At 64.6% G+C, this 24,178-nt stretch carries 21 protein-coding genes and 1 tRNA gene; 7 read left to right on the top strand and 15 right to left on the bottom strand.

Annotated features, from left to right (window positions below; all coding sequences use genetic code 11):
- Positions 1-3 precede the first annotated feature (3 nt).
- The 6 genes from SxD43FB_RS05095 to bamE form a co-directional block, all read right to left on the bottom strand.
- Positions 4-273 carry a K+/H+ antiporter subunit F gene (locus SxD43FB_RS05095; protein ID WP_096061260.1) on the bottom strand — a complete coding sequence of 90 codons (270 nt, stop codon included), beginning with the start codon at positions 271-273 and terminating at the stop codon, positions 4-6.
- Positions 270-758 (bottom strand): Na+/H+ antiporter subunit E, encoded by a 489-nt coding sequence (locus SxD43FB_RS05090; protein ID WP_096061259.1) that lies wholly within the window; start codon positions 756-758, stop codon positions 270-272. Before SxD43FB_RS05090 ends, SxD43FB_RS05095 begins: the two co-directional genes overlap by 4 nt.
- Positions 755-2,266 (bottom strand): monovalent cation/H+ antiporter subunit D, encoded by a 1,512-nt coding sequence (locus SxD43FB_RS05085; RefSeq protein WP_096061258.1) that lies wholly within the window; start codon positions 2,264-2,266, stop codon positions 755-757. The genes SxD43FB_RS05090 and SxD43FB_RS05085 overlap by 4 nt, the downstream gene beginning before the upstream one ends.
- The gene (locus SxD43FB_RS05080; RefSeq protein WP_069066933.1) at positions 2,263-2,625 is read right to left on the bottom strand and encodes a Na+/H+ antiporter subunit C; all 363 of its coding nucleotides are present in this window, start codon (positions 2,623-2,625) and stop codon (positions 2,263-2,265) included. Before SxD43FB_RS05080 ends, SxD43FB_RS05085 begins: the two co-directional genes overlap by 4 nt.
- Before the next feature lie 2 nt (positions 2,626-2,627).
- Entirely contained in the window at positions 2,628-5,480 is a 2,853-nt protein-coding gene (locus SxD43FB_RS05075; protein WP_096061372.1) for a monovalent cation/H+ antiporter subunit A, read from the bottom strand.
- Positions 5,481-5,683: 203 nt separating this feature from the next.
- Positions 5,684-6,196: an outer membrane protein assembly factor BamE gene (gene bamE, locus SxD43FB_RS05070; protein WP_037479027.1), complete on the bottom strand. Its 513-nt coding sequence runs from the start codon at positions 6,194-6,196 to the stop codon at positions 5,684-5,686.
- Positions 6,197-6,360: 164 nt separating this feature from the next.
- Between bamE and SxD43FB_RS05065 the strand changes: the two genes are divergently transcribed.
- From SxD43FB_RS05065 to dinB, 3 genes are read left to right on the top strand one after another with little or no spacing between them, the layout of a single operon-like run.
- A complete protein-coding gene (locus SxD43FB_RS05065) occupies positions 6,361-6,888 on the top strand; it encodes a ubiquinol-cytochrome C chaperone family protein (RefSeq protein WP_096061257.1) in 528 nt (175 codons plus the stop codon).
- Positions 6,885-7,415: a DUF177 domain-containing protein gene (locus SxD43FB_RS05060; RefSeq protein WP_096061256.1), complete on the top strand. Its 531-nt coding sequence runs from the start codon at positions 6,885-6,887 to the stop codon at positions 7,413-7,415. The genes SxD43FB_RS05065 and SxD43FB_RS05060 overlap by 4 nt, the downstream gene beginning before the upstream one ends.
- Positions 7,416-7,468: 53 nt before the next feature.
- Positions 7,469-8,557, top strand: a complete 1,089-nt coding sequence (dinB, locus tag SxD43FB_RS05055) for a DNA polymerase IV (protein ID WP_096061255.1) — start codon at positions 7,469-7,471, stop codon at positions 8,555-8,557.
- Between the two features lie 6 nt (positions 8,558-8,563).
- On the opposite strand, the gene SxD43FB_RS05050 is transcribed toward dinB, so the two are convergent.
- On the bottom strand, positions 8,564-9,340 hold the full coding sequence (locus SxD43FB_RS05050; protein WP_096061254.1) for a DUF1134 domain-containing protein: 777 nt from the start codon (positions 9,338-9,340) through the stop codon (positions 8,564-8,566).
- 226 nt (positions 9,341-9,566) lie between these two features.
- Here SxD43FB_RS05050 and SxD43FB_RS05045 point away from each other — a divergent pair.
- Positions 9,567-9,658, top strand: a tRNA-Ser gene (locus tag SxD43FB_RS05045).
- Positions 9,659-9,684: 26 nt separating this feature from the next.
- Positions 9,685-10,236, top strand: a complete 552-nt coding sequence (locus SxD43FB_RS05040) for a phosphotyrosine protein phosphatase (protein WP_096061253.1) — start codon at positions 9,685-9,687, stop codon at positions 10,234-10,236.
- Here the strand turns inward: SxD43FB_RS05040 and SxD43FB_RS05035 are convergent.
- The 4 genes from SxD43FB_RS05035 to SxD43FB_RS05020 form a co-directional block, all read right to left on the bottom strand.
- Positions 10,205-11,419, bottom strand: a complete 1,215-nt coding sequence (locus SxD43FB_RS05035; RefSeq protein ID WP_096061252.1) for a carboxylate--amine ligase — start codon at positions 11,417-11,419, stop codon at positions 10,205-10,207. The genes SxD43FB_RS05040 and SxD43FB_RS05035 overlap by 32 nt on opposite strands.
- The gene (locus SxD43FB_RS05030; protein ID WP_096061371.1) at positions 11,416-12,396 is read right to left on the bottom strand and encodes a hypothetical protein; all 981 of its coding nucleotides are present in this window, start codon (positions 12,394-12,396) and stop codon (positions 11,416-11,418) included. The genes SxD43FB_RS05035 and SxD43FB_RS05030 overlap by 4 nt, the downstream gene beginning before the upstream one ends.
- A 141-nt stretch (positions 12,397-12,537) precedes the next feature.
- The gene (locus SxD43FB_RS05025; RefSeq protein WP_037477142.1) at positions 12,538-13,035 is read right to left on the bottom strand and encodes a flavin reductase family protein; all 498 of its coding nucleotides are present in this window, start codon (positions 13,033-13,035) and stop codon (positions 12,538-12,540) included.
- A 40-nt stretch (positions 13,036-13,075) separates the two neighbouring features.
- Complete coding sequence (locus SxD43FB_RS05020) at positions 13,076-15,337, bottom strand: NADP-dependent malic enzyme (RefSeq protein ID WP_037477139.1); 2,262 nt, start codon at positions 15,335-15,337, stop codon at positions 13,076-13,078.
- Between the two features lie 123 nt (positions 15,338-15,460).
- On the opposite strand from SxD43FB_RS05020, the gene mutS reads away from it, so the two are divergent.
- Positions 15,461-18,103, top strand: a complete 2,643-nt coding sequence (mutS, locus tag SxD43FB_RS05015) for a DNA mismatch repair protein MutS (RefSeq protein WP_096061251.1) — start codon at positions 15,461-15,463, stop codon at positions 18,101-18,103.
- Between the two features lie 9 nt (positions 18,104-18,112).
- Positions 18,113-20,875, top strand: coding sequence for a [protein-PII] uridylyltransferase (locus SxD43FB_RS05010; protein ID WP_096061250.1), 2,763 nt, complete (start codon positions 18,113-18,115; stop codon positions 20,873-20,875).
- On the opposite strand, the gene SxD43FB_RS05005 is transcribed toward SxD43FB_RS05010, so the two are convergent.
- The 4 genes from SxD43FB_RS05005 to SxD43FB_RS04990 all read right to left on the bottom strand — a co-directional run bounded on the left by SxD43FB_RS05005 (position 20,872) and on the right by SxD43FB_RS04990 (position 24,110).
- Positions 20,872-21,375: a L,D-transpeptidase family protein gene (locus tag SxD43FB_RS05005; protein WP_096061249.1), complete on the bottom strand. Its 504-nt coding sequence runs from the start codon at positions 21,373-21,375 to the stop codon at positions 20,872-20,874. The two genes, SxD43FB_RS05010 and SxD43FB_RS05005, sit on opposite strands and share 4 nt — an antisense overlap.
- Positions 21,372-22,433 (bottom strand): GTP cyclohydrolase II, encoded by a 1,062-nt coding sequence (ribA, locus tag SxD43FB_RS05000; protein WP_096061248.1) that lies wholly within the window; start codon positions 22,431-22,433, stop codon positions 21,372-21,374. Before ribA ends, SxD43FB_RS05005 begins: the two co-directional genes overlap by 4 nt.
- On the bottom strand, positions 22,433-23,230 hold the full coding sequence (gene xth / locus SxD43FB_RS04995) for an exodeoxyribonuclease III (protein ID WP_037477125.1): 798 nt from the start codon (positions 23,228-23,230) through the stop codon (positions 22,433-22,435). Before xth ends, ribA begins: the two co-directional genes overlap by 1 nt.
- Before the next feature lie 244 nt (positions 23,231-23,474).
- Positions 23,475-24,110: an outer membrane lipoprotein carrier protein LolA gene (locus tag SxD43FB_RS04990; RefSeq protein ID WP_096061247.1), complete on the bottom strand. Its 636-nt coding sequence runs from the start codon at positions 24,108-24,110 to the stop codon at positions 23,475-23,477.
- Positions 24,111-24,178 lie beyond the last annotated feature (68 nt).

The following is a 24,178-nucleotide window of genomic DNA, read 5'->3' as shown; positions in this document are numbered from 1 at the left end:
ATCCTATTCCACAATGTCGCCGCGCAGCAGGAATTTGGTATAGGCGACCGTGCCGACGAAGCCGACCATCGCCAGCAACAGCGCCGCTTCGAAATAGGCGCCGCTTTCTTCCAATATGCCGAACAGGATGATGAGCGCGATGGCATTGATGACCATCGTATCGAGCGCCAGGATGCGATCCGGCGCGGTTGGCCCCCGCAGCAGGCGATAGAGGTTGAGCAGCATCGCCAGCGCCACGCAGCCCATCGCGATCGACAGAGCGGTCTCTATCATCGGAAAATCTCCAGCAGGCGGCGTTCATAGCGCGTCTTGATGCGCGTGATTTCGCCCGCCGCATCGCCGGTATCCAGCGCATGGACCAGCAGATGGCGGCCGTCGGTCGAAATATCGGTGGAGACGGTGCCGGGCGTCAGGCTGATCGTGCCAGCGAGCAAAGTGATGGCCTCGGCCGAGCGCAATTCCAGCGGTATGCTGAGCCAGCAGGAGCGGAAATCGCGGTTGCGCCGGAACAGGATCAGCCGCGCAACTTGGAAATTGGCGACGACGATGTCCCACAGCACCAGAAAGGCATAGCCGAGCAAAGGCAGGCCGAGGCGCATTTGCGGCCGGTCCGGCCAGAAGGGCGCGGTGAAGAGCGGCACGACGATGGCGAAGAAGAGGCCGAGCAGAAAACCGCCTATGCTGAGGCTGTTGAGCACCAGCATCCACATGGTAACCAGCAGGAGCGTAAGGCCGGGATGGGGCAGCAGGCGTTTCATCGGGCGGCTCCCGGTGCATCTGACCCCAGCACGGCGCGGACATAAGCGGGCACGTCGAACAGTTGGCGGCTGGTGGCGTCGGCATAGGCCGTGGCCGGGCCAGCGGCCACGGTCAGCACGCCCAGCATGGCGAGCAGGAAAAAGGCCGGCAATGCTTCGATTGCGCGAAAGGCGGTGCGGTTCTTGGACGTGGGTGGGCAGCTGCCTTGTTTCCAGAACACGGTGGTCCCGGCCCGTGCCATGCCGACCACTGCGAGCAGGCTGGTCCCCAGCACGAGCGCCCAGATGGCGATGACATAGGGCGATGTCAGCGATGCCTGAAGGATGAGCAATTTGCCGATGAAACCCGACAGCGGCGGCAGGCCTGCCAGGGCGACGGCTGCCGCCAGGAACAGCAGGGACAGCCTGCCCTGCCCGGCAAAAGCCGAGGTCGGCACAATCGAGTCGCCTTCGGCCGGACGCCAGCGGATAACGAGATCGATCGTCAGGAACAGCAGCGCAGCGGCCAGAGTGGTATGCGGCAGGTAGAAAAGTGCGGCAGCCATGGCGCGCTGATCGAACTGGGCGATTGCGACCAGCAGAGTGGCGGTCGATCCGATCAGGCCGAACGCCGCCATATCGCGCAAGCCCCGCGCGGCCAGCAAGCCGACAAATCCGAGCAGCATCGCGACCAGTGCTGCAGGCAGCAGCAACTGCCCGACCCAGTCGCCAAAGATCAGCGGTACGGTGCGGATGATGGCATAGGCGCCGACCTTGGTCATGATCGCGAACAGCGCGGCGACGGCGGGGGCTGTCGATCCATAGGTGCGCGGGAGCCAGAGGTGCAACGGCGCAAGCGCCGCCTTGAGCGCGAACACCGTGACCAGCAGCAGCCCGCCCGCGCGCAACAGCCCCATATCCGCCGGCGGCAAGGCAGCAGCGCGCACTGCCATGTCGGCCATGTTGAGCGTACCGGTGATCCCATACAGCAGACCAAGGGCGATCAGGAACAGGGTGGAGCCAATGAGATTGACGATCACATATTGCACGCCCGCCGTAAGCCGCTGCGCGCCCTGCCCGTGCAGCATCAGGCCATAGGAGGCGATCAGCAGCACTTCGAAGAAGACGAACAGGTTGAACAGATCGCCGGTCAGGAATGCGCCATTGATGCCGAGCAGCTGGAATTGGAAGAGCGGGTGGAAATGCCAGCCCTTGCGATCAAGCCCGGTCAAGGTCGCATGGGCCGCCACTGCAAAGCCGAGGACGGCGGTCAGCAGCAGCATTAGCGCCGCCAGCCGATCCAGCACCAGCACGATGCCGAAGGGGGCGGGCCAGTTACCCAGCGCATAGGCGGTCGGTCCGCCTGCGATGGCCTGCCCCATAAGGATCATTGCCAGCAGAACGAGTCCCGCCGCCGATCCGACCGAGATGGCCGCACCGATCCAGCGCCGCCGACGGCGGAACAGCAAAGTCGCGGTTCCGGCAAAGGCAGGGAGCAGCAAGGGCGCAGCGATCAGCGCATCGATCATGGCGCCGCCTCCCGATCGGGCTGGGGCGGGTCCGCCTCGACGATGCCGTCGACCTGATCCGTGCCGGTTTCGAGGAAGCTGCGCAGCGACAGCACGACGGCAAGCGCGGTCATGGCGAAGGAAATGACGATGGCGGTCAGCACCAGAGCTTGCGGCAGGGGGTCGGCATAGTCGGTCACGCCCTTTTCATAGAGCGGCGGACGGTTGACCGTCAGGCGACCGATGGCGAAGAGGAAGAGGTTGATGGCATAGGACAGCATGGCGAGGCCAAGCACCACTGGGAAGGTGCGCCCGCGCAAAGCGAGATAGATGCCCGCCGCTGTCAGCACGGCAATGGCGGAGGCGACCAGAAATTCGATACTCATGCCCGGCGTCCCCGCAATTTGGCCGGGTCGATATCCATCGGGCCATCATCCTCCACCAGCGCCTTTTCCGCGCGCTGGGCGATATGGCTGAGTTCGGCCAGCGCCAGCATCACCGCGCCGATCACCGTCATGGCAACGCCGACGTCGAACAGCATCGCCGTCGCGAGTTCAAATGTTCCGACCAGCGGCAGCGTGACATAGCCGAAAGCGCTGGTGAAGAGCGGCGCGCCGAAGAAGAGCGAGCCAAGGCCGGTCAAGGCGGCGATGGTGACGCCCAAGCCGATCAGCATATGTTCGTCGATACGTCGCCGCTGGTCCGCCCATTCAAAGCCCGACGCCATATATTGCATCAGCATCGCGATGGAGACGACCAGCCCGGCGATGAAGCCGCCGCCCGGCAGATTATGCCCGCGCAGGAAGATAAAGAGGCCGATCATCGTCGCCAGTGGCAGCAAGAGCCGGGCGGCGACTGCGAACATCATGGGATGGCGTTCGGGCGACCGGGGCAGATCCGCGACCCACTCGCGCAGGCGTTGGCCCGACGGTCCACGCGCCACCGGTTGCAGCAGCGCGAAGATGGTGAGGGCGGCGATGCCCAGCACCGTGATTTCGCCGAACGTGTCGAAGGCACGGAAGTCGACGAGCGTGACATTGACCACATTGGTCCCGCCGCCACCCGAATAGCTGTTTGCCCAATGATAGGCGGAGATCGGATCATTGGGCTCGCGCGTCATCACGGCCCAGGCCGCCAGGCCCGCGACCGTGCCACCGGTCAGCCCGATCAGACCGTCGCGCAACCGCAGACTGTTGCTGGAGAGGCGCACCGGCTGTTTGGGCATCAGGTTGAGCGCCAGCAGCAACAGCAGGATCGTCACCACCTCCACCGAAATTTGCGTGAGGGCGAGGTCCGGGGCCGACAGATAGACGAAGGCGAGCGAAACGACGAGGCCGACGACGCTGATATAGACCAGCGTCAGATAGCGTTGGCGCTGCGCCTTCACGACCGCGATGACCGCCGCGACCAGCAAGCCCCAGGCGAGGATCGCCACGGGATGGGCGGGAATGGTGGGGCGGGTGCCGGGGCTGTAGCCGCCGGTCCACACGCCCAGCGCGCCGACCAGGATCGCGACCAGGAACAGCAGGCTGAGTTGCCGTTGGAGCGAGCCATTGTGGATGGCGCGCGTCATGTCGCTGGCCCGATCGACCAGCCATTCCAGCGCCCGGTCAAACATCCGCTTGGCATCGGGCAGGCGCAAGGCATCCCAGGTCCGCAGCAAGGGGGCATGAAGCCACAGCATCAACGCCCCGACCGCGACCGCCACGATGCTCATCACCAGCGCCGGGGTCACGCCATGCCAGAGGGCGGGCTTGAATGGCGGCGCGGTGCCGCCGGTGACGATGGCGGCGGCGGGGGTGACGAGACCCACCGTCAATGTCTGCGGGAACAGGCCGACCAGGATGGTCAGCACGACCAGCAAGGCGGACGGTGCCCATAGACCGAACGGCGGATCATGTGGCTGGGCAGGATAGGACGCCGGGCGAGGCCCGAAATAGAGATGGACAATATAGCGTAGCGAATAGGCCACCGACAGCGTGGCTCCGATCACGGCGCCGAGCGGCACGATCCACGACTGCCCTGCCCATAGGGTATGCCCGGCTTCCTCCAGCATCATTTCCTTCGACAGGAAACCGGCAAGCGGGGGCAGGCCCGCCATGGAGGCGGACGCGACGATGCCCAGCGTCGCGGTGATCGGCATCAGCGTCGCCAGCCCGCCCAGCAGGCGAATGTCGCGCGTGCCCGTTTCATGATCGACGATCCCCGCGTTCATGAACAAGGCGGCCTTGAAGACGGCATGGTTGAGCAGATGGAAAACGCCGACCATAGCGGCGACCGGCGTGCCGAAGCCGAACAACATGGTCAGCAGGCCGAGATGGCTGATGGTGGAGTAAGCGAGGATCGCTTTGAGATCATGACGGAACAGGGCGACGGCCGCACCGAGGATCATCGTGACCAACCCCGTCGTCGTCACCAGATAGAACCACAGGTCGGTCCCCGACAGCACCGGCCAGAAGCGCGCGAGCAGGAACACGCCCGCCTTCACCATGGTCGCGCTATGCAGATAGGCGCTGACCGGCGTCGGGGCAGCCATGGCGTGGGGCAGCCAGAAGTGAAACGGGAACTGCGCCGACTTGGTGAAGCAGCCCAGCAAGATCAGGATCAGCGCCACGGGATAGAGGGTGGACGATCGGATGAGGTCGCCGCTCGCCAATATGTCTGCCAGTTCGAACGATCCCGCGATCGTGCCAAGCAACACCAGACCGCCAATGAGCGCGAGGCCACCGCCGCCCGTCACCGCCAACGCCATGCGCGCGCCCTGCCGCCCCTCCGCCGTGTCGCTGCGGAAGCCGATCAGCAAGAAGGAGGACAGGCTGGTCAGTTCCCAGAAGATGAGCAACAGCAAGATGTTGCCCGACAGGGCGATGCCCAGCATGGCCCCCTGAAACAGCAGCAGCATCGCCAAGAACCGGCCCATCGCGTCCTTGGCGGACAGATAGAAGCGCGCATAGAGGATGATGAGCAGGCCGATGCCCAGGATCAGGCCCGCAAACAACAAGCCCAGCGCGTCGAGGCGCAGGCTGAGTTCCAGTCCCAATGTCGGCACCCAAGCCATATGCCATTGCACCACCCCGCCGCTCAGCACGAGCGGCGCGAACCATCCCAGCAGGGCAAGTCCGGCGATGGCGGGGATGACGGCTATCGCGGCCTGCGCGTTGCGGCCTGCCCTACCCATGATCGACAGCAGCAAGGTGCCGACGAATGGCAGGAGGCAAAGCAGGACCAAAAACAAATTCTTCTCCGGGTCGACACCCATGCGGGCACGAGGATGGCAGGCCTATCCGATGATGATGACCGTCTTCCCCATTCCTATGCCGGTAGGCAACCCTAAAGCGACATCATTCTCCCGATCTGTCGATCGGAAGCTGCGTAGAGGCCAATAGTGTCTTGTCCAGTCGGGCGCCAGAGCCGCTAGATGGTCCGCGCGGCTAGGGTTTAGCTGCCGTTAGGGCCGGGGCCGCCACCGCCTGCACCGGTACCACCCATGCCACCGGCACCGACCGCGCCGATATTGCCGAAAATCTCGTCGAACAGGCTACGGTTGCGGCCGAGAGTCGGGGTCTTGTCCCCAGATGGCGAAATATTGGCGACCTGTTCCAGCCCCATGCGATCGACCGCCGCGACATTGCCGGCAGCATCGAAGCGGACGCGCAGCACGGTCTGTTCCACGGGTTTGGGGTTCGAGAAGGCCAGCGCGCGCATGCTGCGCGAAATATAATACCATTCCTGCTCGCCGAACTGCGAGGTGAAGGTCGGGCGGCCCAGCGTGCCTTCGACCGAGGCGCGATTGTCGATGCCGGGCTGGACCGAATCCACCAGCAGCTTGTCGACCTGATAGCCCTGATGGGTGCGAACGCGGGTGCAGCCCGAAGCGCCCAGTACGAGCGCGCCAAGGCCTATGGCGAGCAGGATGCGCCCCTGTGCGGAATGACGGCTGAACGGACGCATCGACTTCTCCTGCGGGGGCGAACCCGCGAACCCAAGAAACATGACGCCGCCATTGCATTGGGCGACGCAGCGATCAATATGGAAATGCGCCGCCCCCGGCAAGGGGCGCGAAATATGGGGCGACGCGCGCCGCCCGCCCATCCACCATGAAAAGACGTTGCCGCATGTCCACCACCTCCCCTTCCTTCCTGCAAAGACTGTTCGGGCGTACCGACCCCAAAGACAGTCTGATGCCGCTCTATCATGCCATCGTCGCGGAAGGCCGCCAGCCGCACTGGTATCTGGACGGTGCCGTGCCCGACACGCTGGACGGCCGGTTCGACATGATCGTCGCGATTTTGAGCCAGGTGCTGGTCCGGTTGCAGGAACAGGGTGCGACACAGGAAAGCGTCTGGCTGACCGAAGTCTTCGTCGACGATATGGATGGGCAGTTGCGCCAGGAAGGAATTGGCGATGTCGTGGTCGGCAAGCATGTCGGCCGCATGATGAGCGCGCTTGGCGGGCGGATCAGCGCCTATCGCACGGCACTGGCGGGCGAAGCGGATTTGCGCGAGGCGCTGGTGCGCAACCTCTATCGCGGCGGGGAGGTGTCGGACGCGGCGCTAACCCATGTCGAAGGCGCGCTGCGGGCGCGCTGGACGCGGCTGGGCAGCCTGTCGCGCGATGCCTTGCTGGCAGGAGATATCGGATGAGCCCCGTCCCTGCGCCTGAATTTTCGCGCCCGATCAAGGTCGATCAGATCGGTCGGCTCGCGGGCAGCGTGCATATCGCGGCCAAGGCCGAAGAGCGCATGGCATTGATGCGCCGTTTCGGCCTGATCGCGCTCGACCGGCTGGAAGCCGATTACGGGATTGGCGAGGACAATGGCGCGATCGTCGCGCGGGGCCGGATACGCGCCACGCTGTCGCAACCCTGCGTGGCGACTGGCCTGCCGGTGCCGGAGCAGATCGACAGCGATTTCCTGCTGCGCTTCATTGTCGAAGGGACCGACGTGATCGACAGCGACGAACTGGAGCTGGATGTCGAGGATTGCGACACGATCGGCTATGACGGCCAGGTCATCGACATGGGCGAAGCGGTGGCCGAAACCATGGCTTTGGTCATGGCCCCCTATCCCCGCTCGCCGGACGCCGACGCCTATCTCAAGGAGGTCGGCGTGTTGAACGAGGATCAGACCGGCCCCTTCGCGGCCCTGCTAGCGCTCAAGAACAAGACATAGATGCAGCGCAATTTCGTTTCTCTTTTGTTCTGATTATGCCATAGAATTGGGCCATGGACCCCGTGCCGCCACCGCTGCGCAAGATCATCCATATCGACATGGATGCTTTCTATGCGTCGGTGGAACAGCGCGATGACCCTGCGCTCCGCGGCCAGCCGATCGCCGTGGGCGGAGGTGGTCCGCGCGGCGTGGTGGCGACGGCCAGTTATGAAGCACGCACATTCGGGGTCAAATCGGCCATGCCCGGCGCACGGGCGCGGCGGCTCTGTCCTGGTCTGATCTTCGTCACGCCCAGGTTCGATGCCTATCGCGCGGCATCCACCCATATTCGCGAAATTTTCAGTCGCTATACCGACATCATTCAGCCGCTGTCGCTGGATGAAGCCTATCTCGACGTGACGGTGAACAAGCCGGGCATCGCCTCGGCAACGCAGGTGGCCGAAGAGATAAGGCATTTGATCCGCATCGAAACGGGCCTCACCGCCTCGGCCGGCGTGTCTTACAACAAGCTGATCGCCAAACTGGCATCAGACCAGAACAAACCCGATGGCGTGTGTGTGGTGCGGCCGAGCGAGGGCGCCGCCTTCATCGCGGCGATGCCGGTACGGCGCATCCACGGCATTGGGCCAGTGACCGCGCGGCGGATGCATGAATTGGGGATCGAGACGGGGGCGGACCTGCGCGCGCGCGACCTGCGCTTTCTCCAGGCCCATTTCGGCAGTTCGGCGGACTATTATTATCGCGCGGCGCGGGGCGAGGATGACCGGCCCGTGCGCGAGCGTGAAGGGCGTAAATCCGTCAGCGTGGAGGACACATTTTCCGACGACCTGACCGATCGGGCTGCGTTGGTTACGGAGATAGACCGGATCGCCGCCAGCCTATGGGTCCGGATCGAAAAGGCGCAGGCCTGGGGCCGGACGGTGGTGCTGAAGGTGAAGTTCGCCGATTTCCGCATCATCACTCGGTCGCGCAGCTTCACCGCGCCAGTGCGATCGCCGGACCTGCTGGCGCAGACCGCGCGCGAATTGCTGCTGGCGCAATTGCCCCTGCGCATGGGTGCGCGGTTGCTGGGCCTGGGCGTGCATAATCTGGAGGCGGAGGAAGCGGTCGAGCAGGGCGAACAACTCGCCCTGTCGTTATAGACCGGGTTAGAAGGGCATCCAGTTCCGCTTTTCGCTGAACTTCATATAGCCCGCATTGCCGCCCAAGCGATAGCCGACGCCGAGCCGGATCGGGATCAACACGACATTGCCCCACCGCAGATAGCTGGCGGTGAATCCGCCCACCAGATAGGCCGTGCCTTCGGCGGCGGGGAAGCGATGGTAGAGATCCTGCGTATCGTAGAGATTATAGACCAGGACGAAGGTGTTGGACGCATTGCCGCCGACGTCGAAACCGATCGACGGCCCGGTCCAATAGACTTCGCGCTTGCCTTCGACCTTATGATTTAGTGTGCCCGACCCGTAGCGCAGGCCGACGACAAACGCGCCCGACGCCTCGCGCCCGGCGATATAGGCGTTGGGACGACCCTGATCCTTCAAGACCTTCTCGATGAGGCCAGCCAGCCCCTCGGCACCCTTGCCGAACACGCCCTCGGCCGCGCCGATCAAATCGTCTTCCTGGTAGGAGATGGTGGGATCGGGCGCGGCGGGCGGCGAATTGGCCGTTACCGGCGCGCCGGTTGCCGTCGCTGGATCTTCGATCGCCGGTGGGCCATCATAGACGCTGGAATCGACACCCGGCGCGGTCGGTTGGCTATTGGCGGGCGGCGGCGGCGCGAGATCGGCATCGATGGCCGTGTTTGGATCGATCGTGCGGACCTGCGCCTGTGTCGCGACGGGCGTCAGCGCCAGTCCGGCAAGCGCCACGACCCATGTGCCCGCGCGCGCAACACGGGCGGCCATTTGCCCCATTTTGCTGTTCATGCCCGTTGCTCCCCGAAAAATCTGCGCTCAATCATTTCCCCGGTTATCGGCTTTCAAGCTGAAAGGCCAATGAACGAACGCCAATCTGAGTCGATTCTGCGCCGGAACGAATGCGCATGGGGGTGATGCCCGCAAAATAGCTGTGACAGACCCGTTGCCATGCAGGAAGGCCATCGCTATAGCCCCTCCCCAGCCATTGTCCGCCTACCCGGCAGACAATTCGTGCGGAGACGTGGGTGAGTGGCTGAAACCAGCGGTTTGCTAAACCGTCGAGCCCTGAATGGGGCTCCCCGGGTTCGAATCCCGGCGTCTCCGCCAATTTTTTGCGGCAAGGCTGTTCCATCATGATCCGCTCCCGGTTCGGTACTTTCCGCGGACTGGTGCGGCTTGCTCTGTCCTATCCGCAACTCGCGCTTGGCCGATCCGCCAGCGTTGCGCCTGATCCCGCGCAGGTGCGGCGATTGGTGTTCGTGTGTCAGGGGAATATCTGTCGCAGTGCCTTTGCCGATGTGGTGGCGCATAGCGTCGGGCTGAACAGCGCATCCTTTGGGCTATCGACGACAAGCGGGCGGCCGGCGCATGGTCCCGCTATCGCCGCCGCACGGACGCTGGGCCATGATTTGAGTGCACATCGCGCCATCGATCTGGCGGATTATATACCAGAATCCGGCGACCTGTTGCTGGCGATGGAGGTGCGGCAATTGCACCGGCTGGCTGCCGATCAGCGGCTGGCGGCCCTGCCCCGTATGTTGCTGGGTCGCTGGACCCGGCCGATGCTACCGCATCTGCATGACCCCTATATGCTTGATGACCGCTATATGGCGCAATGCCTTGCCCGGATCGAACAGGCCGTGGGCGCGCTGGTCAGGGCTTTCCCCGGCGCACGGCTTTCCTGAACATCTGCGCCATGTCGCGCAGCCAGGGGCGCGGATCGGACAGGCTGAACACATAATAGCGCGCACGCGGATCGAAGAAGGTCAGCAGATAGGCGGTCAGGTCCGCCAGTGGGCGACGCTGCAAGAAGGGATCGCTGATCCGCGATGGCGACAGCAACACGCGCGCAAGCCGCTTGGTTTCGGGCACCATATAGCGGGCGCGGAGCGTGTCACGGGGCGTCGGCGCGACATCGGTTTGGTCAAGGACAGTGCGGCGATAGGCCTCCCAGGCGAACAGCGCGCCGCAATGGCGCGCCAGCGGCAGGCTGCCCCAGAAGCGGCCATTGACTTCCATCAGCCAATATCGGCCGCTTTCGGCTTCATAACGATATTCGACCATCGCCTGGCCCTGCCAATCGAGCGCGCGCAACAGGGCTTCCGATAGCAGCATTTGCGCCGCATGTGCGTCGGCCGGCTCGGCGCGGCAGAGCGTGGACACGCCGCCTTCGGGCGGCCATTCGTGCAGGCGGCGATGCTGGAAACGTAAGGTCGCATGGCCGCCGTCCATATAGAGCATTTGGCCAAGGCCGACGCCCCGGCAATATTGCTGGATCAGCGGCCAATGACCGACCGGGGCGTAGCGGTCGAGCAAGGCCGCCAATTCCTGGGGCGTGCGGATATACTCAGTCTTGAGCCATTCCAGCCCCGCCTGCTCCAAAATGGGCATGATTTCGGGGGGATTGGCCCATTTGGCGACCAGCGGATAACGCATGGCCGCGACACGGGCGGCAAAATCCTCACCCGCGCGCGGTTGCCAGGTTTGTGGGATGCACAATCCGACCTGCGCCGCGATCTCCAGCGTGCGAAGCTTGTCCAGCACCTTGGCCAGCGGCTCTGGCCGAGGCACCAGCACATGGCAGCCACCGATCACCGGCGGCAGAGCCGAAAGCTCCAGCAGGTCGGATTCGGAAATGGCCAAGACCGCCCCTGCCCCCGTGGTGCTGATCAGATCGGGCAACCATTCGGCCATCGGTCCAGAGGGGCGCATCGTCATGGCAGCACAATGGCGCGACGCCGCAGCCACGGGCGCCGCTTCGCGGGCGATGCCATGGACGGGTACGCCCTTTTCGCCCAGTTCGCGCACGACCGTCAGGCCGATGGCATTTTCCAGACCGAGGACGAGCGCGACGGGATAGCGGCTCACGCAGGAACCAGTCGATGTTCGTAGCGCCAGGTCGCCCAGGCCTGCTGTGCGAGTCGCAGCCCCGTGCGTATCCGGCTGGGCGAAACACGGCTTTGCGATGGTGGCGAATCATCGGCCATCGCCGGGGACAGGTCGCGGAAGCCGACCCCCCGCACCTGCGGCATGCGCGCGGCTTCGCGGCACAGCGCCACGAACCGCGCCTTGACCATGGCATTGGGGCGCTGCCGATCCCGCGAGAGCATTTCGAAACTATGGGTGACGACGGTGAAAGCGTCGTGCCCCTCACGCACGGCATGGCGCAGGCCCGCGCGCATTTCCGCCGCCGACATGGCGCAGATTTGCGCCGGGCGGAAATGGCCGGGCCGGTCATGGATGCCTGATACCGGCAGTTCGACCACGCCTTGCATCCGCTGCGCGCCGATCTGCGCCGGATCGGCGGTAATGCCGCATTCGCGTCCCAGATAGGCGGGATTGACGCTGCTGTCCCACGCCACGCCGATCGCGGCCAGCGCCCGCAGCGTATCGTCGTTCGCGCCGAAATTGCCGGCACGAAAGGCCGTGATGGACGGCGCGCCCGCCTGCTCCAACAGCATCTTGGCAAGACTCAGCAGGGTGATCTGATCATCCAGCGAGAAATCGCCGATATTGCGCCCTTGCCGCCCACCCACGGGTGGCTCCTTTGCCCAAGCGAGCCATTCCGTGTGGATATGCATCTGCACTTCATGCCCTCGGCTCTCGATCGCCTTAACGATGGGTGCGAGGAAATCCGCGCCATGCACCAGCGCGGGCATGGGATCGAGGAAGAAGACGCCTTTAAGGCCATGGCGTTCCAGCATGTCCATCTGCCAGCCAATACCATGCCCCTCTCCCTTTGCTTCCGCCCAGATCGAGCGGCTGACATTGTCGGTCAGGCTCACCCCGCGCTGATGCAGCGAAGAGGACAGCTCTGTATCGACGGTGATGAGCAGCGCGGTCATGGGCAGTCCGGTCAGAGGGCAACGCACCTGCATAGGAAGAAGGCGTTAAGGACCCGTAATATGTCCCGCTTATGTCTGGGCCGCCGCAAAAGGAAAGAACAGCCCCTTTCCCGACCAGACGGCAGGCATCCCGCCCGACCGTCAGGCAATCAGCGAAAATTCGCCATAGCTGCCCTGGAAGAACAGCAGTGGCCGCTCCGGCCTGTCGACTTCCAGCGCCACGACCTTGCCCAGCACGATATAATGGTCCCCCGCCTCATGCACCGCATCGAGCGCGCAATCGATCCAGGCGACGACATCATCGAGGATCGGGGAGCCATTGGCGGACACGCGATGCACGATGCCGGCGAATTTGTCCGGCCCTGGCGCGGCAATCTGGCGGCACAACGGCTGCTGGTCACTGGCCAGAATATTGACGCAGAATTTGCCGACCGCCTCGATCCGGGGCCAGCTGCTCGACGATTTGGCGGGGAAGAAGGCCACCAGTGGCGGATCGAGCGATACCGAGGTGAAAGACCCTACCACCATGCCGACCGGTGCCCCGCTGGCTTCCATCGCCGTCACGACGCAGACGCCCGTGGGATAATGGCCGAGCACGCGCCGGAAAGTGGCGCTGTCGAAACTCACCATGTCGCTCATGCCCGCTCGCTCCTTCAACTTATTCCATAGACTGCGTCGGTCAGAGCGCGATCCCGCCCGCCGCCAGCACCGCAAGCGTCAGCAACTCGGAGGCGTTGGACGCCATCGTCGCGATCTGGACCGATTTTTCCATGCCGACCAATACCGGCCCGATCATCGATGTCCCGCCCAGTTCGCGCAACAGCTTGGCCGAGATATTGGCCGATTGCAGGCCCGGCATCACCAGCACATTGGCGGGCCCGGACAGGCGGCTGAACGGATAGTTTTTCATGACAGCGGGATTGAGCGCCACGTCGGCGGTCATTTCGCCTTCATATTCGAAATCGACATTGCGTTCGTCGAGCAATTTCACCGCGCCGCGCACATTTTCGAGGAAAGCGCCGGGCGGGTTGCCGAAATTGGAGTAGGAGAGGAAGGCGACGCGCGGGTCGTGGCCCATGCGCCGCGCGACCGCGACGGTGCCCTCGGCAATGTCGGCCAGTTCGCTCGCCGTGGGGCGTTCATTGACCGTGGTGTCGGCCAGGAAAACCGTCTTGTCCTTGGCCACCATGACATGGATGCCGAACGGCGTGCGACCGGCGGCCGGGTCCATCACCCGCTTCACCTCGCGCAGGGTTTGCGCATAGGGGCGGGTCATGCCGGTGATCATGGCATCGGCCACGCCCATCTTCACCAGCAACGTGCCGAAGATGTTGCGATCGCGGTTGACCATCCGTTCGCAATCGCGGCGCAGATAGCCGCGCCGCTGGAGCCGGGCGTAAAGCAGATCGACCATTTCGGGGACGAGCGGCGAATTGACGCTATTGTGCAGTTCAAAGCTATCCGGGTCACGCACACCCAGCGCCTTGAGCTTGTCCACCACGTCGCCGCGTCCCACCAGCACCGGCACGCCATAGCCCAGGTCGCGGAACTGGATAGCGGCGCGCAGCACCACTTCCTCCTCCGCTTCGGCGAAGACGACGCGCTTGGGATTGGCCTTCGCGACTTCATAGGCGGTAGTCAGGACCGAGGTGGTCGGGTTGAGGCGGGCCTTGAGCGACTGGCGATAGGCCGCCATGTCGGTGATCGGCTTTTGCGCCACGCCGCTGTCCATCGCGGCCTGCGCGACGGCGGACGGCACCACTTCCATCAAGCGCGGATCGAAAGGGGCGGGGATGATATAGTCGGGGCCGAAGCTGTGCGAGCGGCCATAGGCCTTGGCCACTTCTTCGGGCACCTGCTCGCGCGCCAGCTCGGCGATGGCATGGGCGGCGGCGACCTTCATCGCTTCGTTGATCGTCGTCGCGCGCACGTCGAGCGCGCCGCGGAAGATGAAGGGGAAACCGATGACATTGTTGACCTGGTTGGGATAATCCGACCGGCCGGTCGCCACGATCGCTTCAGGGCGCACCGACTTGGCATCGGGCGGGGTGATTTCGGGGTCCGGGTTGGCCATGGCGAAGATGATCGGCTTGTCGCCCATATCCTTGACCATGTCCGGCGTCACCGCGCCCTTGACCGACAGCCCCAAGAACACGTCCGCGCCCTTCATCGCTTCCTTGAGCGTGCGCGCGTCGGTCTTGACCGCATGGGCCGACTTCCACTGGTTCATGCCCTCGGTACGGCCCTGATAGATCACGCCCTTGCTGTCGCACATGATGACATTGTCACCGGCGACGCCCAAGGCTTTGATGAGTTCAGTACAGGCGATCGACGCCGCGCCCGCGCCATTGACCACGACCTTGAGGTCTTTGAGTTCACGACCGGTCAGCATCGCGGCATTGATAACGCCCGCCGCCGCGATGATCGCGGTGCCATGCTGGTCGTCATGGAAGACCGGAATGTTCATCCGCTCCTTGAGCGTCTGTTCGATGATGAAGCATTCGGGTGCCTTGATGTCTTCAAGGTTGATGCCGCCGAAGGTCGGCTCCATCAATTCGACCGCGTCGATGAAGCGATCGACATCTTCGGTCTTGAGTTCGATATCGATGGAATCCACATCGGCAAAGCGCTTGAAGAGGACCGCCTTGCCTTCCATTACCGGCTTGGACGCCAGGGCGCCGAGATTGCCAAGGCCCAGGATCGCCGTGCCATTGGTGATGACCGCAACCAGATTGCCCTTGGCGGTATAGTCATAGGCGAGGGCCGGGTCTTTTGCGATCGCCAGCACCGGCACCGCGACGCCGGGGGAATAAGCGAGGCTGAGGTCGCGCTGCGTCGCCATCGGTTTGGACGCGATGATCTCGATCTTGCCGGGGCGACCGGTCGAATGGAAAAACAGCGCCTCGCGCTCGGAAAATTCCACACTCGACTTGTCGGTCATCGATTATCCGCCTCTTCTGTCCGTTGCCTTGGCCCTAGCGGCAAGCCATGCTTGGGGGCAAGTGCGAGAAGGCCGCTTTTTCGCGCTCTTTCCTGCGCGCCGCCTTGCCGCTATCCGGGCGGGATGCGCAGCGCCCCCGACACGTCCTCACCCCTTACGCCTATGATGGCGCAATATCTGACGCTCAAGGCACAGGCGCAGGGCTGCCTGCTCTTCTACCGCATGGGCGATTTCTTCGAACTCTTCTTCGATGATGCCAAGGCGGCGGCGGCCACGCTCGACATCGCGCTGACCAGTCGGGGCGAACATGATGGCGCACCGATCCCGATGTGCGGCGTGCCGGTCCACAGCGCGGAGGGCTATCTCGCGCGGCTGATCAAGGCGGGCCATCGCGTCGCCATTGCCGAACAGACGGAAACCCCGGCGCAGGCGAAGGCGCGCGGGGGCAAGACGCTCGTGGCGCGCGACATCGTGCGATACGTGACGGCGGGCACGCTGACCGAGGAGACGTTGCTTGATTCTCGGCGCGACAATATGCTCGTCGCGCTGGCGCAGGTGGGCGGAGACAGCGAGATCGGGATCGCCGCTGCCGATATTTCGACCGGCCGGTTCGAGACGATGACATGCCGCGCCACCGATCTTCATGCCGAACTTGCGCGCCTGCGCCCCAGTGAAACGGTGGTGGCGGAAGGATCGTCGCTGGACCTGCCCGACATGCATATGTTCGATCGCACGGCCTTTTCCAGCAGCCGTGCCGAAGCAGCGCTCAAGCGGCTGTTCGCGGTCGCGACGCTCGATGGATTCGGCCAGTTCGGCCGCGCGGAGCTGGCAGCCATGGGTGGGCTGATCGCCTATCTCGACCATGCGGGGAAGGGCACCCTGCCCTTTCTGGCGCCACCTTTGCGCCAGACGAGCGGCGGCCATGTCGCGATCGACGCGGCGACGCGCGAGAGTCTGGAGATCGTCGCGACCACCAGCGGCGCGCGCGCTGGCAGCCTGCTGGGGGCGGTCGATCGCACCGTGACGGGCGCGGGCGCGCGGCTGTTGGGGCAGGATCTGGCCGCGCCGCTGATGGATCTCGACCGGATCGAAGCGCGGCTGGGGCTGGTGCAGCTGTTCCACGACGATGCGGGGCTGCGCGACCAGTTGCGCGCGGCGCTGCGGGCGCTGCCCGATATCGGCCGCGCGCTGGGGCGGGTTGCCGTGGGGCGCGGCTCCCCTCGCGATCTGGGGCAATTGCGCGACGGTCTGGGCGAAGCGCGGCTCTTGCGCGAACGGCTGGGGCACCTGCCTGATCCGCCGCTGTTGCTGGTGCGGCTGCTGCCCGCGCTCGATGGCCATGGCGCGCTGGTCGATGCGCTGTCGCGCGCTTTGGTGCCTGCCCCGCCGACCGAGACGGCGAGCGGCGGCTATATCGCCGATGGCTATGATCCCGCGCTCGACGAACTGCGCCGGATGGCCGGTGACGGTCGCCGCGCGATCGCCGCGCTGGAGGCCAAATATCGCGAACAGACGGGCATTGCCGCGCTCAAGATTCGCCATAATGGCGTGCTGGGCTATCATGTCGAGGTGCCCGCCCGTTCCGCCGATGCGCTGATGGTGCCGACCAGCGGCTTCACCCACCGCCAGACGCTGGCCGGCGTCGTGCGCTTCAATTCGGTCGATCTGCATGAGGAAGCCGGGCGCGTGGCGCAGGCGGGGGCCCATGCGCTGGTCGCCGAAGCCGCGCATCTCGAAGAGTTGATCGCCGCCGTGCTGGACCGCAAGGCCGACATCGCACGGGCGGGCCAGGCGCTCGCCCGGCTCGACGTGGCAGCGGCGCTCGCCGAACGGGCAGCAGAGGGCGGCTGGCAGCGGCCCCATCTGATCGCAGACGACGGGTCCAACCCCTGCCTGTCGATCAGCGGCGGGCGGCATCCGGTCGTGGAGGATGCGCTGCGCCGCGACGGCCAGGCGTTCGTCGCCAATGATTGCTGCCTGGTCGCCGACGACCGGCTGTGGCTGGTCACTGGCCCCAATATGGGCGGCAAGTCGACCTTCCTGCGGCAAAATGCGCTGATCGTCATCCTGGCGCAGGCGGGTGCCTATGTCCCGGCGCAATCGGCGACGCTGACTTTGGTCGATCGGCTGTTCAGCCGGGTGGGTGCGTCGGACAATCTGGCCAAGGGGCGGTCGACCTTCATGGTTGAGATGGTCGAGACTGCCGCCATCCTGGCGCAGGCGACGACGCGCAGTTTCGTCATTCTCGATGAAGTGGGGCGCGGCACGTCCACCTATGACGGGCTGGCGCTCGCCTGGGCGGTGGTAGAGGCGGTGCATGAGGTCAATCGTTGCCGCTGTCTGTTTGCCACCCATTATCATGAACTGACGCGGCTGGCCGAAAGCCTGTCTGCCCTATCGCTCCACCATGTCCGCGCGCGGGAGTGGAAGGGCGATCTGGTGCTGCTGCACGAATTGGCACAGGGACCGGCCGACCGCAGCTATGGCCTGGCCGTCGCGCGGCTGGCGGGGCTGCCCGCGCCGGTGCTCAAGCGCGCCAAGGATGTGCTGGCGCGGCTGGAAGCGGGCAAGGCGAAGACCGGCGGTATCGCGGCGGGACTGGACGATCTGCCCCTATTCGCGGCGGCGGCTGCGCAGGAAGAGGCTGCGCCCGATCCGGTGCGCGCGGCCATCGCCGCGATCGATGCGGATGCTCTGTCCCCGCGTGAGGCACTCGATCACATATATCGATTGAAACAACTGGCAGCCGACGCGACGCCCGACTAGAGAACGCGCATGGTCATGCAGTTCCCCGCTTTGGGATCGCGCCGTGCGATCATCGACCGGCGCGCGATTTCCGACAGCATCAACGCCCTTGCGCACGAGCACAAGGGCGATCCCATGCGGTTGCGCGGGCTGATCGTCGGCGAACTCAAGGCCGCATTGGAAGAGGGGCGGGTGGAAGTGGCCCGGCGGCTGGAGCAGCGCCCTACGCGCGGGCGCGAGACGGTGACCGCCTTCGCCTTCCTGATCGACCAGATTCTGCGCCTGCTCTATGACGCAACGACACATCATCTTTACCCCTCAGGCAATCGCAGCACCGGCGAGCGCATCGCGCTGATCGCGGTGGGAGGCTATGGCCGGGGCGAGATGGCGCCGCATAGCGACGTCGATATCGGCTTCATCACCCCCTGGAAGCCCACCGGCTGGACCGAGCAGGTGATCGAATCGATGCTCTATTCGCTGTGGGATCTGGGGCTGAAGGTCGGGCATAGCAGCCGGTCGATCGATGAAACGATGCGGATGGCCAAGGCCGACCTGACGGTGCGCACCGCTTTGCTGGAAGCGCGCTATGTTTGGGGCGACCGGGCGCTGTATGAGGAGACTTCGGTCCGCTTCGATGCGGAGGTGATGCAGGGCAATGCCCGCGCCTTCGTCACCGAAAAGCTGGTCGAGCGCGACGAGCGCCACAAGCGAATGGGCGACAGCCGCTATGTCGTCGAGCCCAATGTGAAGGAAGGCAAGGGCGGGCTGCGCGACCTGCATACGCTGTTCTGGATCGGCAAATATGTGAACCGGGTGCGGTCGGTCGCCGAGCTGGTCGATGTCGGGCTGTTGACGCAGATCGAACTGCGCCAGTTTCAAAAGGCGGAGGATTTCCTCTGGGCGGTGCGCTGTCATCTGCACACCATCACCGGGCGTGCAGAAGACCGGCTGACCTTCGACCTGCAACTCGAAACGGCGACTCGGATGCGCTTTACCGGGCGGCATGGCCAGTCCGGGGTCGAGCGGTTTATGCGCTATTATTTCCTGAACGCGAAGATCGTCGGCGACCTGACCGCGGTGTTCCTGGCGCATCTGGATGACCAGATGGGGCCGAAGGGGCGGCGCTATATTCCCGCCATCTTCCGGCGGCCCAAGAAGCTCGACGGGTTCGTGCTGGACCGGGGGCGGCTGGCGCTGCCGAGCGATGATTTCTTTCAGGCCGACCCGGTGCGGCTGGTGGAGATTTTCGCACTGGCCGATCGCCATGGCTTGTCCATCCACCCCGCCGCGATGCGTGCGGCGAGCCGGGACGCGGGGCTGATCAACGCCAAGATCCGTAAAGACCCACGTGCCAACGCCGCCTTCATGGATGTACTGACGTCGCCGCGCGACCCGGAAACGGTGCTGCGCTGGATGAACGAATCGACCGTGTTCGGCCGCTTCGTGCCCGACTTCCGCCGGGTCGTCGCGCAAATGCAGTTCGACATGTATCATCATTATACGGTCGATGAGCATACCATCCGCGCTGTCGGCCTGCTGTCGCGGATCGAGAAGGGGGAACTGGCGCAGGATCATCCGCTGGCCACCGACCTGATGGGCAAATTGCTCTCGCGCCGGGTGCTCTATATCGCCGTGTTGTTGCATGACATCGCCAAGGGGCGTGGCGGCGATCACAGCATATTGGGCGCGCAGGTGGCTGAGCAGCTCTGCCCGCGCCTTGGCCTCACCCCAGCGGAAACCGAAACGGTCGCCTGGCTGGTGCGCTATCATTTGCTGATGTCGGCGACCGCGTTCAAGCGCGACCTAGCCGATTACAAGACGATCGTCGATTTCGTCGACGTGGTGCAAAGCCCCGAACGGTTGCGGCTGCTCCTGTGCCTGACCGTGGTGGACATTCGCGCGGTCGGCCCCGGCGTCTGGAACAGCTGGAAGCGGCAGTTGCTGGGCGATCTCTATGATTCGGCCGAGGAACTGCTGCGCCTGGGCCATAAGCAGAAGGGCCGCAGCGAGCGGGTGACCGCCAAGCAGAAGACGCTGCGCCAGGCGCTCCATATGGACGAAGCGACGTTCGAGGCGTTCAGCAAGCGACTCCCTGAATCCTACTGGATCGCCGAACCCGACGATATCTTGATCCATAATGCCGAACATATGCTGGCGGCGGGCGACGCGCCGCTGTCGATCGCGGCGCATTATTATCCGCAGCGTGGCGCGACGTTGGTGACCGTCTATGCCGCCGATCATCCAGGGCTATTCTATCGCATTGCAGGCGCCATCCATCTGGCGGGCGGCAACATCATCGACGCGCGCATTCACACGACGCGCGATGGCGTGGCGATCGACAATTTCCTGGTGCAGGACCCGATGGGTGGCGCGTTCCACAGTCCCGATCAGCTGGCCCGCATCCGCAACGCGATCGAGGATTCGCTGTCGAACCGCCACCGGTTGATCACCAAGTTGAGCGCGCGCCCGCTCACCCGGACCCGCGCCGAAGCCTTCCGCATCGAGCCCAATGTCCTGATCGATAACAAGGCGTCGAATCGCTTCACCGTGATCGAGGTCAATGCGCGCGATCGGCCTGCGCTGCTATTCAGCCTCGCCAACGCCCTGTTCCAGTCGAAGGTGACGGTGCATAGCGCGCATGTCGCCACCTATGGCGAACGCGCGGTCGATACATTCTACGTCACCGACCTGTTCGGCGGCAAGATCGAGAGCAAGGCGCGGCTCCAGACATTGGAGCGGCGATTGCTGGAGGGCGCTGGCGGCGAGGTTGGCGAGGCGCTGGCGCGAGCCTAGGCGACGATCTCCATCCTGTCACCCGGCGCGAGCAGCGGTAATAGCCGGAGCATGTCGTTGCGTTCGATGGCGACACAGCCCGCCGTGGGGCGTCCTTCGGACAAATGGAAGAAGATCGCACTGCCCTGCCCCTGCACGGGTGACCCGTCATTATGGCCCAGCACGACGATGATGTCATAGGCATCGTCGGCACGGATCAGGCTTTCGGCCGAGAAGCCGCGCGGCAGGCGAACTGGGCGGTTATAGGCGGGATCGACGGGATCGTCCGACCACCCATCACCAGGTCTGATCCAGCGCCAGGGCAATCGGATAGCGACGGCGTCGACCTTGCCAGGCCGCAGCAGGACACCACGGATCGGCCAGAGGCCAAGCGGGGTGCAGCCATCGCCTTCGCGCTTGTCCGCGGCCGCACAGGTGCCGCCCCGGCCGATCGTGCAATCCACGGTCATAGCGCCGAAGGTCAGGCGACCCGCGCCACTATCGACGCGGATCAGGCTCATAGCTGATGGCCGGTCCGGTCGCGCTTGGTGGCGAGATAGCGTTCATTATGCGGGTTGGTCGGCAGGATGATCGGCAAGCGCTCGATTACGCCGATGCCTGCCGCTTCCAGCCCCGCCACCTTATTAGGGTTGTTGGTCAAAAGTCGCACCTGCGCGACGCCGAGCAGGTCGAGCATCCGCGCCGCGACGGAGAAATCGCGCGCGTCGATCGCAAAGCCGAGGCGCACATTGGCGTCGACCGTGTCGAAGCCCTGGTCCTGCATCGCATAGGCGCGCAGCTTGTTGACGAGGCCGATGCCCCGCCCTTCCTGCCGCAAATAGAGCAGCACGCCCCAGGGCGCGTCGGCGATCTGGTGCAGCGCCTGATGCAGTTGCGGGCCGCAATCGCATTTGAGGCTGCCCAGCACATCACCGGTCAGGCATTCGCTGTGCAGGCGGACAACGGGCGGCGAGGCATCGCGCTTGCCCACCACCAGCGCGACATGCTCGCGCGGTTCGTCGGGGCTACGGAAGGCAATGATCTCCGCCGTCTCGCTGGCCGATACCGGCAGCCGGGCGCGCGTGGCGATGGCGAGATGAATCGCATCATCATAGGCGTCGATATCATCAGCCTGCACCGTGACATCCACGGCCTCATCGCCTTCCGTCAGGAAATAGGCGGGAAGGATGCCGGCGAGGCGGGCGAGCCGCAGCGCCGCCTTCGCCGCCTGGGGCGCGGCGAGCGGGCGGGCGCGGAACGGCCCCTTGAGCGGCGAGGCGAGGTCGAGCACCGGGTCGGACATGGCGGTCGCGACGTCCGCGTCGATCCACGGTGCGCGCTCCACCAGTACCGGCAGATCGGGATCGGCAGCGGCCAGTTGGTTCGCCAGCTTGAGCGTTTCGGCACGCGCGGCGGAGATCAGGATGTTGGCGCGCGCGTCCGGGTCGAATGCGGTCAGCGTTACCGCATCCGCCCCTTCGATCGCCATCAGCCGGATTGCCCCATCCGCCCCGGCAATCCTGATCGCCCAGCCGCGCCGTAGCGCGTCGATCGCACGGGCAGCGTCGCGCGCGCGCATCAGAAGACGAAGTCGGTGATGATGGGGATATGGTCGGACGGCTTGATCCAGCTGCGCGCGGGTTCGACCACGCGATGGCTGACCGCCTTGTCCGCGACGTCGCGGGTCATCCACATATGGTCGAGCCGACGTCCGCGATCCGACTCCGCCCAATCCTTGGCGCGATAGCTCCACCAGGTATAGAGACGCGCAGGCGCAGGATGGAAATGGCGGCCGATATCGACCCAGTCGTTCGACGCCTGCAACCGCGCCAATATCTCGCATTCGACGGGCGTATGGCTGACGACGTTGAGCAACTGCTTGTGGCTCCACACATCGCTTTCCAGCGGCGCGATGTTGAAGTCGCCGGTCAGGATGGTCGGTTTATTGTCCAGCGCGCTCGACCATTCGATCATCCGCTCCAGAAAGTCGAGCTTCTGCCCGAATTTGGGATTGACCGTGCGGTCGGCGATGTCGCCGCCGGCGGGTACATAGACATTCTCGATCCGCACGCCATTGTCGAGGCGCACGCCCACATGGCGCGCTTCGCCATTGGCCTGCCAGTCGAACCGGTCATCTTCGTGAATCGGCACTTTGCTCATGATCGCCACGCCATGATGCATCCGCTGACCATTCAGCACCTGATGGACATAGCCCATGCGCCGGAACATGTCGGTGGGGAAAATCTCGTTCACCACCTTGGTTTCCTGAAGGCAGAGAATGTCGGGGGCTTCCTGCTGCAGCAGCTGTTCGACGATGTCGATGCGCGCACGGACGCTGTTGATGTTCCAGGAGCAAATGGAGAGAGTGTCGGCCATGGGTTTGCCCTAGAAGGCCGCGGTGGCGCGCGCAAGCGCCAGACAGAGTAAGACCCCCGCTCCGGGGGCATGGAACGGGGGTCTCGATCGCGCCCTTGAAGCGCTTCGCGGCGAGAGCGGACCGGGTAACAGGGGGGAAATCCCGATGCCGTTTCGCGCCGTTGGTTTATGATTAGCGACCGCCATATGAGCGGCAGATGAACGGTTTTGAAAAGCGATCGATCTGCCGCACCAAGCGCTCGGTTCAGCCCCCGGCCGAGCGGCCGCGCGGTCGCGGGTCGGTCCAGCGAAAGGTCGAATCCGCGACCGTCACACCATAGCGCTGGTTCGTCAGCCGAACCGCGGTGCGATTATTCTGCGAATCGAGCGCGACCCAGCCATAAAGTTGCAGGCCTGCCGGGCTGCCCGCATCCCGCTTGAAGATCATCGTGATCGTGCCGAACTCAGGGCGCTTGGGATCGCGCGCCTCGACGCTCAATATGCTGGGGTCGCCGGTTGGTACAACCTTGCCGAATTTGGACAAATCCTTGGACGGGTCGAGCAGCGCACCCAGCGGCGAATTGCCGATCGGCCAGCGCTGCACCTGGCGTACTTCATAATCGATCATCGTCAGTGCCTTGCCATCGCCCACGATCAGCAGCGGCACGCCCTTTTGATATTGAAAGCGGATCTTGCCCGGCTGCTTGATCGTTAACTGCCCCGTCAGAGTCTGGCCGTTGCGGTCGGTCTGGGTGAAATCGGCCGTCATCGTCGTCACGGCACGGATATAGGCGTTGACCTTGGTGAGATCGGACTGGTTCGCCTGGGCCAAAGCAGGCACGGCGATCGGCAGGGCAAGGGCGACTGGCGCAATGGCCAGCGCCAGAAAGATGCGCTTCATCAGACAGAAACTCCGGTTGTTACGGATGCGGTTTAGGCGGCGCGGCTTGAACGACCTGTGAACCCAGC

This window comes from Sphingobium sp. D43FB (assembly GCF_002312805.1).
Lineage (GTDB): Bacteria > Pseudomonadota > Alphaproteobacteria > Sphingomonadales > Sphingomonadaceae > Sphingobium.
This window is presented reverse-complemented; position numbering and strand designations above follow the sequence as displayed.

Excerpts from the sequence above, each read along its gene's own strand:
- SxD43FB_RS05095 (WP_096061260.1), bottom strand. The coding sequence starts at position 273 with ATGATAGAGACCGCTCTGTCGATCGCGATGGGCTGCGTGGCGCTGGCG.
- SxD43FB_RS05090 (WP_096061259.1), bottom strand. The coding sequence starts at position 758 with ATGAAACGCCTGCTGCCCCATCCCGGCCTTACGCTCCTGCTGGTTACC.
- SxD43FB_RS05085 (WP_096061258.1), bottom strand. The coding sequence starts at position 2,266 with ATGATCGATGCGCTGATCGCTGCGCCCTTGCTGCTCCCTGCCTTTGCC.
- bamE (WP_037479027.1), bottom strand. The coding sequence starts at position 6,196 with ATGCGTCCGTTCAGCCGTCATTCCGCACAGGGGCGCATCCTGCTCGCC.
- SxD43FB_RS05065 (WP_096061257.1), top strand. The coding sequence starts at position 6,361 with ATGTCCACCACCTCCCCTTCCTTCCTGCAAAGACTGTTCGGGCGTACC.
- SxD43FB_RS05060 (WP_096061256.1), top strand. The coding sequence starts at position 6,885 with ATGAGCCCCGTCCCTGCGCCTGAATTTTCGCGCCCGATCAAGGTCGAT.
- dinB (WP_096061255.1), top strand. The coding sequence starts at position 7,469 with ATGGACCCCGTGCCGCCACCGCTGCGCAAGATCATCCATATCGACATG.
- SxD43FB_RS05050 (WP_096061254.1), bottom strand. The coding sequence starts at position 9,340 with ATGAACAGCAAAATGGGGCAAATGGCCGCCCGTGTTGCGCGCGCGGGC.
- SxD43FB_RS05040 (WP_096061253.1), top strand. The coding sequence starts at position 9,685 with ATGATCCGCTCCCGGTTCGGTACTTTCCGCGGACTGGTGCGGCTTGCT.
- SxD43FB_RS05030 (WP_096061371.1), bottom strand. The coding sequence starts at position 12,396 with ATGACCGCGCTGCTCATCACCGTCGATACAGAGCTGTCCTCTTCGCTG.
- SxD43FB_RS05025 (WP_037477142.1), bottom strand. The coding sequence starts at position 13,035 with ATGAGCGACATGGTGAGTTTCGACAGCGCCACTTTCCGGCGCGTGCTC.
- SxD43FB_RS05020 (WP_037477139.1), bottom strand. The coding sequence starts at position 15,337 with ATGACCGACAAGTCGAGTGTGGAATTTTCCGAGCGCGAGGCGCTGTTT.
- mutS (WP_096061251.1), top strand. The coding sequence starts at position 15,461 with ATGCGCAGCGCCCCCGACACGTCCTCACCCCTTACGCCTATGATGGCG.
- SxD43FB_RS05010 (WP_096061250.1), top strand. The coding sequence starts at position 18,113 with ATGGTCATGCAGTTCCCCGCTTTGGGATCGCGCCGTGCGATCATCGAC.
- SxD43FB_RS05005 (WP_096061249.1), bottom strand. The coding sequence starts at position 21,375 with ATGAGCCTGATCCGCGTCGATAGTGGCGCGGGTCGCCTGACCTTCGGC.
- ribA (WP_096061248.1), bottom strand. The coding sequence starts at position 22,433 with ATGCGCGCGCGCGACGCTGCCCGTGCGATCGACGCGCTACGGCGCGGC.
- xth (WP_037477125.1), bottom strand. The coding sequence starts at position 23,230 with ATGGCCGACACTCTCTCCATTTGCTCCTGGAACATCAACAGCGTCCGT.
- SxD43FB_RS04990 (WP_096061247.1), bottom strand. The coding sequence starts at position 24,110 with ATGAAGCGCATCTTTCTGGCGCTGGCCATTGCGCCAGTCGCCCTTGCC.